The organism is Pseudomonas sp. S1_E05 (assembly GCF_056337105.1).
The window spans coordinates 3783870-3799042 of sequence record NZ_JBFRHM010000001.1; the positions used below are offsets into that span (position 1 = coordinate 3783870).

Sequence of the window (15173 nt, forward strand, 5' to 3'; positions counted from 1 at the left end):
GAAAATCAGTGGTGATGGCCACCTTCGCCATGGACGTGGCCATGAGCGATTTCTTCCTGGCTGGCGTCACGGATGGCAACGATCTTGACCTGGAAGTTCAGGCGCTGACCGGCCAGCGGGTGGTTGCCGTCAACGGTGACGTCGTCGCCGTCCAGGTCACGGATGGTGACGATCTGCATCTGGCCATCCGGAGCGGAAGCGTGGAACTGCATGCCCACTTCCAGCTCGTCGACGCCTTCGAACATGCTGCGGCTCAGGGTGCTGACCAGTTCGGCAGCGTATTCGCCGTAGGCATCTTCAGGTTCAACGGCTACGGTCAGCTCTTCGCCAACGCCTTTGCCTTCCAGGGCTTTTTCCAGGCCAGGGATGATATTGCCTGCGCCTTGCAGGTAAACCAGCGGTGCGCCGCCGGCGGAGCTGTCGATGACCTCACCAGCGTCGTTGGTCAGGGTATAGTCGATGGAGACAGCCTTATTGGCGGCGATCAGCATGGGGCGAGACCTTTTGCAGAAGAATATAGAAGGGCCAAGTCTAGCGAAGCCATCGTCCGAAAGCGAACACAACCCGGACAAACGGAACGCAACAGACGGCTCCACGATCACAGGTTTTCATCAGGATGAAGACGGACAATGGGTGGCCGAGCTGTCCTGCGGCCATACGCAGCACCTGCGCCATCAGCCGCCGTGGCAATCGCGGGCCTGGGTGCTGGACCCTGCGCAGCGGGCGGAAAAAATCGGCCAGCGCTTTGAATGCGGTTGGTGCGCTCAAGGCTCGGTTAGCGATAACCTTGGCGACTGAATCCCGGTCGATCGTCAGCGATAGACGCTCACCTTTGCCATGCACCCTTAGAGAACTCGCATGCAAACTTTTTTTATTGCGCCCACCGACTTTGGCGTGGGCCTGACCTCCATCAGCCTCGGGCTGGTTCGTACCCTTGAGCGCGCCGGCCTCAAGGTCGGCTTTTTCAAACCGATCGCCCAACCCCATCCGGGGGATACCGGGCCTGAGCGCTCCACCGAGCTGGTGGCACGCACCCACGGTTTGAAACCGCCGCAACCCCTGGGCCTGGCCCATGTCGAGCGCATGCTGGGCGACGGGCAGCTCGATGAGTTGCTCGAGGAAATCATCACGCTGTACCAGCAGGCAGCCATCGGCAAGGACGTGCTGATCGTCGAAGGCATGGTGCCGACCCGCAGCGCCAGCTACGCTGCGCGGGTCAACCTGCACCTGGCCAAGAGCCTCGACGCCGAAGTGATCCTGGTCTCGGCACCGGAAAACGAAGTGCTGACCGAGCTCTCGGGCCGCGTGGAATTGCAAGCGCAGTTGTTCGGCGGCCCGAAGGATCCGAAAGTCCTCGGCGTAATCCTCAACAAGGTCAAGACCGATGAGAGCATGGAGGCCTTCGCCTCGCGCCTGAGGGAACATTCGCCGTTGCTGCGCAGCGGTGATTTCCGCCTGCTTGGCTGCATCCCGTACCAGCCGGAACTGAATGCGCCGCGCACCCGCGACGTCGCCGACCTGATGGGCGCGCAGATTCTCAATGCTGGCGATTACGAAACCCGGCGGATGACCAAAATCATCATCTGCGCACGCACCATGCGCAACACCGTGGAGCTGCTCAAGCCCGGCGTGTTGGTGGTGACCCCCGGAGATCGCGACGACATCATCCTTGCCGTCAGCCTCGCTGCCATTAACGGCGTGCCGTTGGCGGGCCTGCTCCTGACCAGCGACACCCTGCCCGACCCGCGCATCATGGAGCTGTGTCGCGGTGCGTTGCAGGCCGGCCTACCCGTACTGTCGGTCAGCACCGGTTCCTACGACACAGCCAACCTGTTGAACGGCCTCAACAAGGAAATCCCGATCGACGACCGCGAACGTGCGGAAATCATCACCGATTTCGTCGCTGGCCATCTCGACGCCAACTGGCTGCACCAGCGGTGCGGCACGCCACGGGAAATGCGCCTGTCGCCGGCCGTGTTCCGTTATCAACTGATCCAACGCGCCCAGGGCGCCAACAAGCGCATCGTGCTGCCCGAAGGCAGCGAACCGCTGACCGTGCAGGCGGCGGCGATCTGTCAGGCGCGTGGAATCGCTCGCTGCGTGTTGCTGGCCAAACCTGCGGATGTCGAAGCCGTGGCTCGCGCGCAGGGCATCGAGCTGCCGCCGGGACTGGAGATTCTCGACCCGGACCTGATCCGCGATCGCTACGTCGAACCGATGGTGTCCCTGCGCAAGAGCAAAAGCCTCAACGCCCCGATGGCCGAACAGCAACTGGAAGATCCGGTGGTGATCGGCACCATGATGCTTGCGCTCGATGAAGTCGATGGGTTGGTGTCCGGGGTCATACACTCCACCGCCAATACCATCCGCCCGGCCCTGCAACTGATCAAGACTGCGCCGGGCTGCACCCTGGTGTCGTCGGTGTTCTTCATGCTGTTCCCCGAAGAAGTGCTGGTCTATGGCGACTGCGTGATGAACCCGCACCCGAGCGCCAGCGAGTTGGCCGAAATTGCCCTGCAAAGCGCGGACTCGGCAGCCGCCTTCGGTATTACCCCACGCGTGGCAATGATCAGCTACTCCAGCGGCGAATCGGCCACCGGCGAAGAGGTGGAGAAAGTGCGCGAGGCGACCCTGCTCGCCCACGAGCAACAGCATTCGCTGCTGATCGACGGCCCGTTGCAATACGACGCCGCCGCCAACGAGACCGTGGCCCGGCAACTGGCGCCGAACAGCCAGGTGGCCGGTCGTGCCACGGTGTTCGTGTTCCCCGACCTCAATACCGGCAACACCACGCACAAGGCGGTGCAACGCAGCGCCGACTGCGTCAGCCTCGGGCCGATGCTGCAAGGCCTGCGCAAACCGGTGAACGACCTGCCGCGCGGTGCGCAGGTTGACGACATCGTGTACACCATCGCCCTGACGGCGATCCAAGCCGCCAACCGACCTCTGGATGTTTAAATGCTGGACTTTCTCCCTGCACCGATACGCGGTGTGATTGCTTGTTTGTTGTTGGCTTTGAACACGATTGCGCTCTGCTCGTTTCTGTTCTGCGTGGCATTGATCAAAGTCTTGCCATTTGCCTTTACCCAGCGCCTGGCCGGTTGGCTGATGAGCCACACCCACGAAGCCTGGATCAGCCTGAACAAGGGCTGGATGAATCTGGTCCGTCGAACCCGCTGGCACGTCAGCGGCCTGCAGGGTCTCGACTACCAGCATTCATACCTGATCACCAGCAACCACCAGAGCTGGGTCGACATCCTGGTCCTGCAATACGTGCTCAACCGGCGTATCCAACCGCTGAAGTTCTTTCTCAAGCAGGAATTGATCTGGGTGCCGGTCATTGGCCTGGCGTGGTGGACGCTGGGCTTTCCGTTCATGAAACGCTACTCCAAGGCTTACCTGGAAAAGCACCCGGAAAAGAAAGGCAAGGACCTGGAAACCACCCGCAAAACTTGCGCGAAATTTCGCAACAACCCAGTGGGGATTTTCAACTTCGTCGAGGGCACACGCTTCACCGAAGGCAAGCACGCCCAGCAGCAGTCGCCCTTCAAATACCTGCTCAAACCCAAGGCCGGTGGCATTGCGTTCGTGCTGGATGCCATGGGCGAACAACTGGAATCGATCGTTAACGTGACCATCCACTATCCGGGAGGGCGTCCGGGGTTCTGGGACCTGCTCAGTGGCAATGTGAAGGACGTGGTGGTGCACTTCCATGAGCTGAACATTCCACCGCAGTTCATCGGCAAGAACTACGACCAGGACGGCGAGTACCGTCTGCAATTCCAGGGCTGGATCAACCAGTTGTGGCAGGACAAGGATGCGTTGCTGGAACAGATGCATCGGGAGTATCCAGCCCAGTAATGGGTTGTCTGGTCTGGCGCCATCGCGGGCAAGCCCGCTCCTACAGGTTTTGTGTACACCGCTATACCCTGTGGGAGCGGGCTTGTCGAATCGTCGCACCGTCGCGATGAGGCCCGACCAGAAACAAAAAAGCCCGCAGACATTCACCTGTCCGCGGGCTTTTCCTTGCAGCTTGAAGCTGAAAGCTTGCCGCTGCCCCTGCCCTAGATCGCCCCACGCTTGCGCAGCAGATCCAGCACTTGCTTGACGCCCTCTTCCAGCGACACGGACTGGGTGTCGATCACGAGATCAGCATCCAGCGGCACGTCGTACGGGAAGGATTCGCCCGGGATGTTATCCCCGGCTGCCGCGTACAGGCCTTGCGGGTCACGCTCTGCGCACACGGCTGGTGAGGCCTGGACGTAGACCGTCAGCAGGCGTTCCTTGCCGATCAGGTCCTTGGCCTGTTCGCGACCTTCGGCACTCGGTGCAACAAACGCCGCCAGGGTCAACAGGCCGGCCTCGTTGAACTGACGCGCCACATGCGCGGCACGGCGCCAGTTCTCGGTACGTCCGGCGCGATCCTGCGGCAGCCCTTTGTTCAGGTCATGACGCAGGTTCTGGCCATCGAGCACGAACACCGCACGACCGAGGTCGAACAGCTTGCGCTCAACCGCATACGCCAGGGTGCTCTTGCCGGCGCCCGACAGGCCGCTGAACAGCACGGTGGCTGGCTGCTGGCCGAAGCGCTGGGCACGCTCTTCAGTAGCCACGTGAGCCAGTTTGCCGTGGTGGGTGCTGGTGCCATGCGCCAAAGGCTGCGCGACAATCATGCCCGCGCCAACGGTGCCGTTGGTCAAGCGATCGATGATGATAAACGCGCCAGTGGTGCGGTTGCTGTCGTAACCGTCGAGGGCAATCGGCGCGTCGAGCGCGATCTTGACCTTGCCGATTTCGTTCAGTTGCAGCGCGCTGGCCGGGCCTTCTTCCAGGGTGTTGACGTCGACCTTGTTGACGATGCTGGCGATGGAGCCCGGCACGTAACTGGTGGCACGCTTGATGTCGTATTTCTTGCCCGGCAGCATCGGCTCTTCAGCCATCCACACCAGCATCGCTTCGAAGCTGTCGGTCACTGGCGGAACGTTGTCGGCGTGCACCAACAGGTCGCCCCGGGAGATGTCGATTTCATCTTCCATGGTCAGCGTAACCGCCTGGCCCGGGCCTGCATGCTCCAGCTCACCCTCAAAGGTGACGATGGATTTCACGCGACTGCTCTTGCCTGATGGCAGCACCACCACTTCGTCGCCTTTCTTGACGATGCCGCTGGCCAGGGTGCCGGCAAATCCACGGAAGTTCAGGTTCGGACGGTTGACGTACTGCACCGGGAAACGCAGGTCGGTGAAGTTGCGATCGCCCGCTACTTCCACCGTCTCGAGAATTTCCATCAGCGACTGACCGGTGTACCACGGCGAGCGCTCGGACTTGTTCACCACGTTGTCGCCCTTGAGGGCCGACATCGGCACGAAGTGCAGGCTGGTCGGTTGCAGTTTCAGGCCTTCGGCGAACTTCAGGTAATCGGCCTTGATCGCCTCGAACACGTCCTGGTCGAACCCCTTGAGGTCCATCTTGTTGATGGCCACGACGATGTGCTTGATGCCCAGCAAGGAGGCGATGAAGCTGTGTCGGCGCGTCTGGGTCTGCACGCCGTAGCGGGCGTCAACCAGGATGATCGCCAGGTCACAGGTGGATGCACCGGTGGCCATGTTGCGGGTGTACTGCTCATGGCCCGGGGTGTCGGCAATGATGAACTTGCGCTTGGCCGTGGAGAAGTAGCGGTAGGCAACATCGATAGTGATGCCCTGCTCACGCTCGGCCTGCAAACCGTCAACCAGCAACGCCAGGTCGATGTCTTCGCCGGTGGTGCCGACTTTTTTCGAGTCGCGGGTGATCGCTTCCAGGTGATCTTCGTAGATCATCTTGGAGTCATGCAGCAGGCGCCCGATCAGGGTGCTCTTGCCGTCATCGACGTTACCGCAGGTCAAAAAGCGCAGCAGCTCTTTACGTTCGTGCTGGCCCAGGTAGGCGAGGATGTCCTCGCTGATCAAATCAGATTGATGGCTCATCGGGTTCAAGCTCCAAGCTGTAAGCTTCAAGCGGCAAGCTTGTCGGCGTACAGCTAGTCAGAAATTTTGTTGATCAAGCCGCAGAGCATCTTTGAGAGCTCACGGGTTTCTGTAATCCAGTTTTCAGCCAGCGGATGGGCGATGTAAGCAATGTCGCTGCCGATGAGAATCTGGGTTCGTAACTCTCCACAAGAAGCCTTCGCGATCCAAAGAAAACGTACCTTTTCTTTGGCGCTGCGACGCTCCATCCCCTCAGCAATGTTGGAGGGTACCGAAAGTGCTGAGCGGGTGATCTGATCCTTGAAACCAAAATCCCCGCATTGGGCAAACTCTCGGTAGATCCCCACTGCCAGACACTTGCTTCTCTGCCAAACAACCAACTTCTCGAAGTCCATTACGAGTCACTCAATCGCGGCTCGCAACAACCGGCTGCAAGCACCAAACCGCGAAGTTACGCATACCGCCTTTAACTTGCAGCTTGCCGCTTGTAACTCGAAGCTTAAAAGTACCCTTGACGTTTTTTGTCTTCCATCGAGCCTGCGCCATCATGGTCGATGACACGGCCCTGGCGCTCGGAAGTTCGCGTCAGGAGCATTTCCTGAATGATGTCCGTCAGACTTTCGGCCTCGGACTCCACCGCGCCCGTCAACGGGTAGCAGCCAAGGGTACGGAATCGCACTTTCTTTTTGACGATACGCGCTTTGTCTTCATCGCTCAGGTGCTCGAGGATGCGCTCGTCGTCGATCATGATCAGGGTGCCGTTCTTCTCGATGACTTCACGCTCGGCGGCGAAGTACAGCGGCACGATCGGGATCCCTTCGAGGTAGATGTACTGCCAGATGTCCAGCTCGGTCCAGTTCGACAACGGGAACACACGAATGGATTCGCCCTTGTTGACCTTGCCGTTGTAGACGTTCCACAGTTCCGGGCGCTGGTTTTTCGGGTCCCAGCGGTGCTTGCTGTCGCGGAACGAGTAGACACGTTCCTTGGCGCGGGACTTCTCTTCATCGCGGCGCGCACCACCGAAAGCGGCGTCGAAACCGTGCTTGTCCAAAGCCTGTTTAAGGCCTTCGGTCTTCATGATGTCGGTATGCTTGGCGCTGCCGTGGGTGAACGGGTTGATGTTCTGCGCCACGCCGTCCGGGTTGATGTGGGTGATCAGGTCCAGGCCCAGGTCCGCAACCATTTTGTCGCGGAAGGCGTACATCTCCTGGAATTTCCAGCGAGTGTCGACGTGCATCACCGGGAACGGCAGCTTGCCGGGGAAAAATGCCTTGCGTGCCAGGTGCAGCATCACGGCGGAGTCTTTACCGATGGAGTAAAGCATCACCGGGTTATCGAACTCGGCGGCCACCTCGCGGATGATGTGGATGCTTTCCGCCTCCAGCTGTTTCAGATGCGTCAGTTTGTCGACCATGGCTACTCACGAAAACTTTTATGAACGGCCAGCGGGCCGTGTTCGAGCGAGGAATCCTAGCACACCGACCTCTTCTAATCAGGGCGCCCGCTAGATCGAAAGGGTATATGAATATACCCCTGCGTTTGGGCAGTAAGGACCGATTCCTGTAGGAGCGAGCTTGCTCGCGATGGGGCCGGCACATCCAGCCTCATCAGCGTCTGACACACCGCCATCGCGAGCAAGCTCGCTCCTACAGGGGGATCATTGCCTTCCTGATCTTCTGTGGGGGCGAGCAGGGTCAGATCGGATTCGGGCAATCGATGAAAATATGTTCCAGCGCGAAGCGTCGCGCCAGGTAGTCGCCCAGCGCTTGCACGCCGTAGCGCTCGGTAGCGTGGTGGCCGGCGGCAATGAAGCTGATGCCGTTCTCCCGGGCGCTGTGGAAGGTCTGTTCCGAGGCCTCGCCACTGAGGTACAGGTCGACACCGGCCAGCACCGCCTGATCGATGTAGCCCTGACCGCCGCCGGTGCACCAACCCACCCGGCGAATCATCTCGCTGCCTTCGATCAGCAACGGTTCGCGCCCCATGACTTCCTGAACGCGGCGGGCAAAATCCCTGGCTGTCATTGGCTCATTGAGCGAGCCGACCAGCCCCACCACTTTCAGGTTGTCCGGATCGAGCGGACCTTCGACGGTGATGTCCAGCTGCCGCGCCAACTGCACGTTGTTGCCGACTTCCGGATGCAGGTCCAGGGGCAGGTGATAGGACAGAAGGCTGATGTCGTGCTTGAGCAGGGTTTTCAACCGACGCTGCTTCATGCCGGTGATGCACGGGTTCTCACCCTTCCAGAAATACCCGTGGTGCACCAGCACCAGGTCGGCCTGCGCTTCGACGGCAGCGTCCAGCAACGCCTGACTGGCGGTGACGCCACTGACGATACGCATGACCTGCGGGCGACCTTCGACCTGCAAGCCGTTGGGGCAATAATCGGCGATCCTGGCGCTGTTCAGGTAACGGTCGGCTTCTTCTACAAGTGTGCTCAGGGCGACGGCCATAAAAGACTCCTAAATATCCCGTTCAGAGGCGCGCGTGGCCTCGTATAATGCGCGACATTATCGGCGGTCTCATGCTGCCTGCAACCTCTCAGGACGTGCTTAATGCTCAAGGCGCTGCGTTTTTCCGGCTGGCCGCTGTTGGCCGGCGTGCTTATCGCTCTGTTGATTATCCAGCGTTACCCGGAGTGGGTCGGCCTTCCGAGTCTCGACGTCAACCTGCAGCAAGCCCCGCAAACCACCACAGTGCAACAAGGCCCGGTGTCCTACGCCGATGCGGTGACCATCGCGGCGCCCTCGGTGGTCAATCTGTACACCACCAAGGTGGTCAGCCGGCCAAACCATCCGTTGTTCGAAGATCCGCAGTTCCGTCGTTTTTTTGGTGACAACTCACCCAAGCAGAAGCGTATGGAGTCGAGCCTCGGCTCCGGCGTGATCATGAGCCCGGAAGGCTATCTGCTGACCAACAACCATGTGACCAGCGGCGCGGACCAGATTGTTGTCGCCCTAAAGGATGGCCGTGAAACCCTGGCCCGCGTCATCGGCAGCGACCCGGAAACCGACCTCGCGGTTCTCAAGATCGATTTGAAGAACCTGCCTTCGATCACCGTCGGCCGTTCCGACAACATTCGCATCGGTGACGTCGCGCTGGCCATCGGCAACCCGTTCGGCGTTGGCCAGACCGTGACCATGGGCATCATCAGCGCCACCGGCCGCAATCAGCTGGGCCTGAACAATTACGAAGACTTCATCCAGACCGATGCGGCGATCAACCCGGGCAACTCCGGCGGCGCACTGGTAGACGCCAATGGCAACCTGACCGGCATCAACACCGCGATCTTCTCCAAGTCCGGCGGCTCGCAAGGCATCGGCTTTGCGATCCCAGTGAAACTGGCGATGGAAGTGATGAAGTCGATCATCGAGCACGGCCAGGTGATCCGTGGCTGGCTCGGGATCGAGGTGCAGCCGCTGACTCAGGAGTTGGCGGAGTCGTTTGGCCTGTCGGGACGTCCGGGCATTGTGGTCGCGGGGATTTTCCGCGATGGCCCGGCACAGAAAGCGGGCCTGCAACTGGGTGACGTGATCCTGACCATCGATGGCGAGCCCGCGGGCGATGGCCGTCGTTCGATGAACCAGGTGGCGCGAATCAAGCCGACCGACAAGGTGACGATCCAAGTCATGCGCAATGGCAAGGAGCTCAAGCTCACGGCGGAAATCGGCTTGCGCCCACCACCGGCACCGGTGAAGGAAAAAGAAGAGAACTAAACCAGGCGCAGGAATCTTGCGCTACTGGAAGACATTCTCATTAGGCATGTTATATTGTTTCAATTCTCGCAATTGGAACAACATAACATGTCGCCTCGAAAAAGGGCCTCGCTGCTGGGCCTGACCCTTGGATTGCTGGCCGATCCTGCCTTCGCCGAAGACCCCCTGCGTCTGGAACTCGACGCCATCAGCATCAAGTCCGACTACGAATCCCCCACCGGGCCAGTCAAGGGATATCGTGCGACACGCTCGTCCAGCGCCACGAAAACCGACACTGCAATCGCTGACATCCCGCAGGCGATCAGCGTGGTGCCGGCAAGCGTGCTCAAGGATCTGGGCAGCAGCAACGTCGAGCGCGCCCTGGATTTCGCGGGTGGCGTATCGAAGCAGAACGATTTTGGTGGATTGACGCTGTACGAATACAGCGTGCGCGGCTTCACGACATCAGAGTTTTACAAGGACGGTTTCAGCGCCAACCGCGGCTACCCGAGCACCCCGGACGTGGCCAACATCGAGCGCATCGAAGTGCTCAAGGGGCCGGCTGCCAGCCTGTATGGCCGAGGCGATCCAGGCGGCACGGTGAACATCGTCACCAAGAAGCCCCAGCCCGAAGCCTTCACCACCCTGCAAACCAGCGCCGGCAGTTGGGATCGCTATCGCACCGCACTGGACGTGAACACGCCGCTGGACGAACAGGGCAACGTGCTGTCGCGGGTCAACCTTGCCGTTGAAGACAACCACAGCTTTCGCGACCACGTCACCAGCAAGCGAGTGTTTGTCGCGCCCTCCTTCAGTTGGCAACTGAACCCGGACACGAACCTGTTGGTAGAAAGCGAATTCGTGCGCCACAGCTCGACGTTCGACCGTGGCATCGTCGCGCCAGGCAATCGCTGGAACGGTGTTTCGCGCTCGACCTTCCTGGGCGAACCCAACGATGGTGACATCGACAACCACAACACCATGCTTCAGGCCGCCCTCGAACATCACCTGAACGACCGTTGGAAGCTGCGCCTGGCCAGCCACTACAAGGAAGGGAAACTCTGGGGCAACGCCAGCGAGCAACGCGCACTGAACGCCGATGGCCACACGGTCAATCGCCGTTACCGCGAGCGCGACAACAAATGGCACGACAGCATTACCCAGCTCGAACTGCGGGGCCTGTTCGACCTGGGCAACTTGCAGCACGAACTGTTGATCGGCAGCGAATACGAGAACTACCGCAAGGACGAACGCGTCACCACCATCGCTGGGGGGGCCTACCCCATCGACATCTATCATCCGATCCATGGCCAGCCGAAACCCAACGGTGCGCGTTCCGGGACGGATTTTTTAGAACACGTCCAAAGCCATGCACTGAACCTGCAGGACCAGATCATCTTCACCGACAAATTGCGCGGCATGCTCGGCGCGCGCTTCGAGCATTTCGACCAGCGCATCGACGACCACACCCGCGCGGCCACCAGCCGCCAGCACCATGACGCCCTGACCCAACGCGCCGGTTTGCTCTATCAGCTAACCCCGCAAACCGGCGTGTTCGCCAATGCCTCGACCTCGTTCAAACCGAACAATGGCCTGGACGCCAATGGCAAATCCTTCGACCCGGAGGAAGGTGTCGGCTACGAAGTCGGCATCAAGAATCAACTGTTCGACGACCGCCTGAGCAGCACCCTCGCCTTCTTCCACATCGACAAGGAAAACGTTCTTGCCCTCGACCCGGGCACCGATACCAGCCGCGCCATGGGCAAGGCCCGCAGCCAGGGTTTTGATTGGCAAGTGAGCGGGCAAGTGACCGACGCCATCCGTGTCATCGGCGCCTTCGCTTACATCGACGCGCAAGTCACTCAAGGCGACGCGGTGATCCCCGCCGGCAGCCGCATCCTCGGCGTGGCTAAACGCAGTGGCAGCCTGTTGGGCGTCTATGAATTCCAGGACGGCCGCCTGCGCGGCTCGGACGTTGGTGTGGCGTTCACCTATGTGGGGGATCGCTCGGGCGAGGCCGGCAGTGACTTCGAACTGCCCGCCTATCACACCGTCGACCTGCTGGCGCACTACAAGGCCAGCGACAACGTCACCGTCGGCCTGAACCTGAACAACCTTTTCGACGAGAAATACTTCGAGCGCTCGTACAGCAACTACTGGGTCAACTCCGGCGAGCCGCGCAATTTCACCGTCAGCCTCACACTCAACCTGTAAAAGGACGTCAACATGCTTGCTCTCAAATCCATCGCCGTGCTCGGCCTGTTCTTCGCCAGCCAGGTTTCAGCCCACGGCCTGTGGACTGAACAACGTCGCGGCAACATCGAAGTCGTCTACGGCCACGGCGCCGAAGATAACGCCTTCAAGGCCCAGAAAATCAGCGGTGCCTGGGCGTATGACGCCGGCGGCAAGATGATCCCGGTGACGGTCCGGCGCCTGGTCGATCACGCACGCCTGCAACCGCTGAAACCACCGGCCGTTATGGCGATCGCCCTGGACAACGGCATGTGGTCACAGACGGCGGACAAAAAGTGGATCAACGAAGGACGCAGCAAGGTGCCGGGTGCGATTGAGGCCACGCACACCTTCAAGTACAGCCTGGCGATTTATCAGGCAGGCGCGAAGTTGCCGAAACTGGATCAGATCAAACTGCTGATTTTGCCGGAGGTCGATCCGCTGACCGTCGGACCCGGCAACCCGCTACCGGTCCGGGTTCTGGTGGATGGCCAACCGGCCGCCGGAGTGAAGTTGATCGGCGACTATCGCAACGCGCCGAACACCTTGAGCACCGAAACCGACAAGGACGGTCGCGCGCAGGTGGTGGTGCGTAACGAAGGGTTGAATGTGATTGCGGCGCAGGTGGAAGTGCCGGTTAAGGGCAGCGCCGATGTCAGCAGTCGAGGCTTGTTCAGTTCGCTGACGTTCCTGGGCGAGGCGCATCACGAATAAACCAGCCTGCGATACCCCTGTAGGAGCGGGCTTGCCCGCGATGCGATTAATACTCCAACAATCATGTTGAATTGAAAATAGCTATCGCGAGCAATCGAGCGTCGACCGGCTGCTCCTACAGGGTTTTCCAGCGTTCTATAGATCTCCAAGCCCCTCGATCAACGCCTGGTTCTGCTCCGGCGTGCCGATCGAGATCCGCAGGAACTGCGCAATCCGCTCCTGCTTGAAGTGCCGAACGATCACACCCTGCTCGCGCAACTTCGCCGCCAGGCCTGCCGCGTCATGTTGCGGGTGGCGGGCGAAGATGAAGTTGGCGGCCGACGGCAGCACCTCAAAACCCTTAACTTGCAACTGCGCAGTCACCCATTCGCGACTTTCGATCACCTGGCGACAGGTCTTATCGAAGTACTCGCGATCTTCGAAGGCAGCAGCAGCGCCGACATTGGCCAGGCGATCCAGCGGGTAGGAGTTGAAGCTGTTCTTGATGCGCTCCAGCGCTTCGATCAGGTCCGGATGCCCCACCGCCAGGCCAACCCGCAGACCGGCCAGGGAACGGGACTTGGACAGGGTTTGGGTCACCAGCAGGTTCGGGTAGCGGTCCACCAGGCTGATCGCGGTTTCGCCGCCGAAGTCGATGTAGGCCTCGTCGACCACGACCACCGAATCCGGGCTGGCCTTGAGGATCTGCTCAACCGCGTCCAGCGCCAGCAGGCAACCGGTCGGCGCGTTCGGGTTGGGGAAGATGATCCCTCCGTTCGGCTTGGCGTAGTCCGCCGGGTTGATCTGGAACTGCGCATCCAGCGGCACGGCATCGAAGGTGATGCCGTACAGCCCGGCGTACACCGGATAAAAGCTGTAGCTGATGTCCGGAAACAGCAGCGGCTTGTCGTGTTGCAGCAAGCCGTGGAAAACATGCGCCAGGACTTCATCGGAACCGTTGCCCAGGAACACCTGATTGCTCTTCACGCCGTAGTAGTTGGCCACGGCGTTTTTCAGCAGATCACTGTTCGGATCCGGGTACAGGCGCAGGTTGTCGTTCAGCTCGGTCTGCATCGCCGCCAAGGCTTTTGGCGAAGGACCGTAGGGGTTTTCGTTGGTGTTGAGCTTCACCAGTTTAGCCAGTTTCGGCTGCTCGCCCGGCACATAAGGCACGAGGTTCTTGACGAACGGGCTCCAGAATTTACTCATGTTCAGTTCCCCTGCCCCGGTTTGAAGTCTTTATCGAGAATGCGGTATTCGGCGCTGCGCGCGTGGGCGCTCAGCGATTCGCCACGGGCCAGCACCGAGGCAGTCTTGCCCAGCTCGGAGGCGCCGCTTTCGGAGCAGTAGATGATCGACGAGCGTTTCTGGAAGTCGTACACACCCAGCGGCGAGGAGAACCGTGCGGTGCCGGAGGTCGGCAACACGTGGTTGGGGCCTGCGCAATAGTCGCCCAGCGCCTCGGAGGTGTGGCGGCCCATGAAGATCGCACCAGCATGGCGGATCTGGGGCAACCAGGCTTGTGGATCGGCGACCGACAATTCCAGGTGCTCCGGCGCGATACGGTTGGCGACTTCGATGGCCTGCTCCATGTCACGCACCTGAATCAACGCGCCACGGCCATTGATCGAGGTTTCGATAATGGTCGCGCGATCCATGGTCGGTAACAGCTTGGCGATGCTGGCCGCCACCTGATCGAGGAACTCGGCGTCCGGGCTGACCAGGATCGCCTGGGCGTCTTCGTCGTGCTCGGCCTGGGAGAACAGGTCCATGGCGATCCAGTCCGGATCGGTCTTGCCGTCGCACACCACGAGAATTTCCGAGGGACCTGCGATCATGTCGATACCGACTTGGCCGAACACGTGGCGCTTGGCGGTGGCCACATAGATGTTGCCCGGGCCCACCACCTTGTCCACCTGCGGTACGCTTTCAGTGCCGTAGGCCAATGCAGCGACAGCCTGGGCCCCCCCGATGGTGAACACACGGTCGACACCGGCGATGCAGGCGGCAGCCAACACCAGCTCGTTGATTTCACCACGCGGGGTCGGCACCACCATGACCACTTCGGTCACACCGGCGACCTTGGCCGGAATGGCGTTCATCAGCACTGACGACGGGTACGACGCCTTGCCGCCCGGCACATAAAGGCCCGCGCGGTCCAGCGGCGTCACCTTCTGGCCGAGGACGGTGCCGTCGGCTTCGGTGTAGGTCCAGGAGTCCTGTTTCTGCTTTTCGTGGTAGCTGCGCACTCGGGCGGCGGCTTTTTCCAGCGCTTCACGCTGGGGCACGGTGATCCGGGTCAGCGCCAGTTCCAGGCGCTCGCGCGGCAGGATCAGGTCGGCCATGGACGCAACGTCAAGCCCGTCGAACTGGCGGGTGTAATCCACCAGCGCCGCGTCGCCACGCTCGCGCACGGCCTTGATGATGTCCAGCACCCGCTGATTGACCGAGTCGTCAGACACACTTTCCCAGCTCAGCAGATGATCCAGATGATGCGCGAAATCCGGGTCAGCAGCGTTGAGTCGGCGAATTGCAGTCAGTGCGGTCATAGCGAGAGCCTCATAGGATTGGCAAAAAACTCAGGCGC

Annotated in this window: 13 protein-coding genes; 6 read left to right on the forward strand and 7 right to left on the reverse strand. The window is 60.7% G+C overall.

Annotation, left to right across the window (positions count from 1 at the left end; genetic code table 11):
* Positions 1-5: 5 nt before the first annotated feature.
* The gene (locus AB4N33_RS17585; protein ID WP_192309741.1) at positions 6-491 is read right to left on the reverse strand and encodes an FKBP-type peptidyl-prolyl cis-trans isomerase; all 486 of its coding nucleotides are present in this window, start codon (positions 489-491) and stop codon (positions 6-8) included.
* Between AB4N33_RS17585 and AB4N33_RS17590 the strand changes: the two genes are divergently transcribed.
* From AB4N33_RS17590 to AB4N33_RS17600, 3 genes are read left to right on the forward strand one after another with little or no spacing between them, the layout of a single operon-like run.
* On the forward strand, positions 460-798 hold the full coding sequence (locus tag AB4N33_RS17590; protein ID WP_460118043.1) for a DUF3565 domain-containing protein: 339 nt from the start codon (positions 460-462) through the stop codon (positions 796-798). The genes AB4N33_RS17585 and AB4N33_RS17590 overlap by 32 nt on opposite strands.
* A gap of 60 nt (positions 799-858) precedes the next feature.
* Complete coding sequence (pta, locus tag AB4N33_RS17595; protein WP_460118046.1) at positions 859-2958, forward strand: phosphate acetyltransferase; 2100 nt, start codon at positions 859-861, stop codon at positions 2956-2958.
* Positions 2959-3861, forward strand: coding sequence for an acyltransferase (locus AB4N33_RS17600; RefSeq protein WP_460140268.1), 903 nt, complete (start codon positions 2959-2961; stop codon positions 3859-3861).
* A 203-nt stretch (positions 3862-4064) separates the two neighbouring features.
* Here AB4N33_RS17600 and cysN read toward each other — a convergent pair whose 3' ends face one another.
* The 4 genes from cysN to AB4N33_RS17620 form a co-directional block, all read right to left on the reverse strand.
* On the reverse strand, positions 4065-5963 hold the full coding sequence (gene cysN, locus AB4N33_RS17605; RefSeq protein WP_476457880.1) for a sulfate adenylyltransferase subunit CysN: 1899 nt from the start codon (positions 5961-5963) through the stop codon (positions 4065-4067).
* 53 nt (positions 5964-6016) lie between these two features.
* Positions 6017-6358, reverse strand: a complete 342-nt coding sequence (locus tag AB4N33_RS17610) for a four helix bundle protein (RefSeq protein WP_460118055.1) — start codon at positions 6356-6358, stop codon at positions 6017-6019.
* 104 nt (positions 6359-6462) lie between these two features.
* Positions 6463-7380 carry a sulfate adenylyltransferase subunit CysD gene (gene cysD / locus AB4N33_RS17615; protein ID WP_093226702.1) on the reverse strand — a complete coding sequence of 306 codons (918 nt, stop codon included), beginning with the start codon at positions 7378-7380 and terminating at the stop codon, positions 6463-6465.
* 280 nt (positions 7381-7660) lie between these two features.
* Positions 7661-8419, reverse strand: a complete 759-nt coding sequence (locus AB4N33_RS17620; protein WP_460118058.1) for a Nif3-like dinuclear metal center hexameric protein — start codon at positions 8417-8419, stop codon at positions 7661-7663.
* A 102-nt stretch (positions 8420-8521) separates the two neighbouring features.
* Between AB4N33_RS17620 and algW the strand changes: the two genes are divergently transcribed.
* The 3 genes from algW (at position 8522) to AB4N33_RS17635 (ending at position 12607) form a co-directional block, all read left to right on the forward strand.
* Complete coding sequence (algW, locus tag AB4N33_RS17625) at positions 8522-9682, forward strand: Do family serine endopeptidase AlgW (protein ID WP_460118061.1); 1161 nt, start codon at positions 8522-8524, stop codon at positions 9680-9682.
* 87 nt (positions 9683-9769) lie between these two features.
* On the forward strand, positions 9770-11875 hold the full coding sequence (locus tag AB4N33_RS17630) for a TonB-dependent siderophore receptor (RefSeq protein ID WP_476457881.1): 2106 nt from the start codon (positions 9770-9772) through the stop codon (positions 11873-11875).
* 12 nt (positions 11876-11887) lie between these two features.
* Complete coding sequence (locus AB4N33_RS17635; protein ID WP_476457882.1) at positions 11888-12607, forward strand: DUF4198 domain-containing protein; 720 nt, start codon at positions 11888-11890, stop codon at positions 12605-12607.
* Positions 12608-12742: 135 nt separating this feature from the next.
* Here the strand turns inward: AB4N33_RS17635 and hisC are convergent, their stop codons facing one another.
* Together hisC and hisD are read right to left on the reverse strand one after the other, a co-directional pair.
* Entirely contained in the window at positions 12743-13795 is a 1053-nt protein-coding gene (gene hisC, locus AB4N33_RS17640; RefSeq protein WP_476457883.1) for a histidinol-phosphate transaminase, read from the reverse strand.
* Between the two features lie 2 nt (positions 13796-13797).
* Positions 13798-15135: a histidinol dehydrogenase gene (hisD, locus tag AB4N33_RS17645; protein ID WP_476457884.1), complete on the reverse strand. Its 1338-nt coding sequence runs from the start codon at positions 15133-15135 to the stop codon at positions 13798-13800.
* Between the last annotated feature and the right edge of the window lie 38 nt (positions 15136-15173).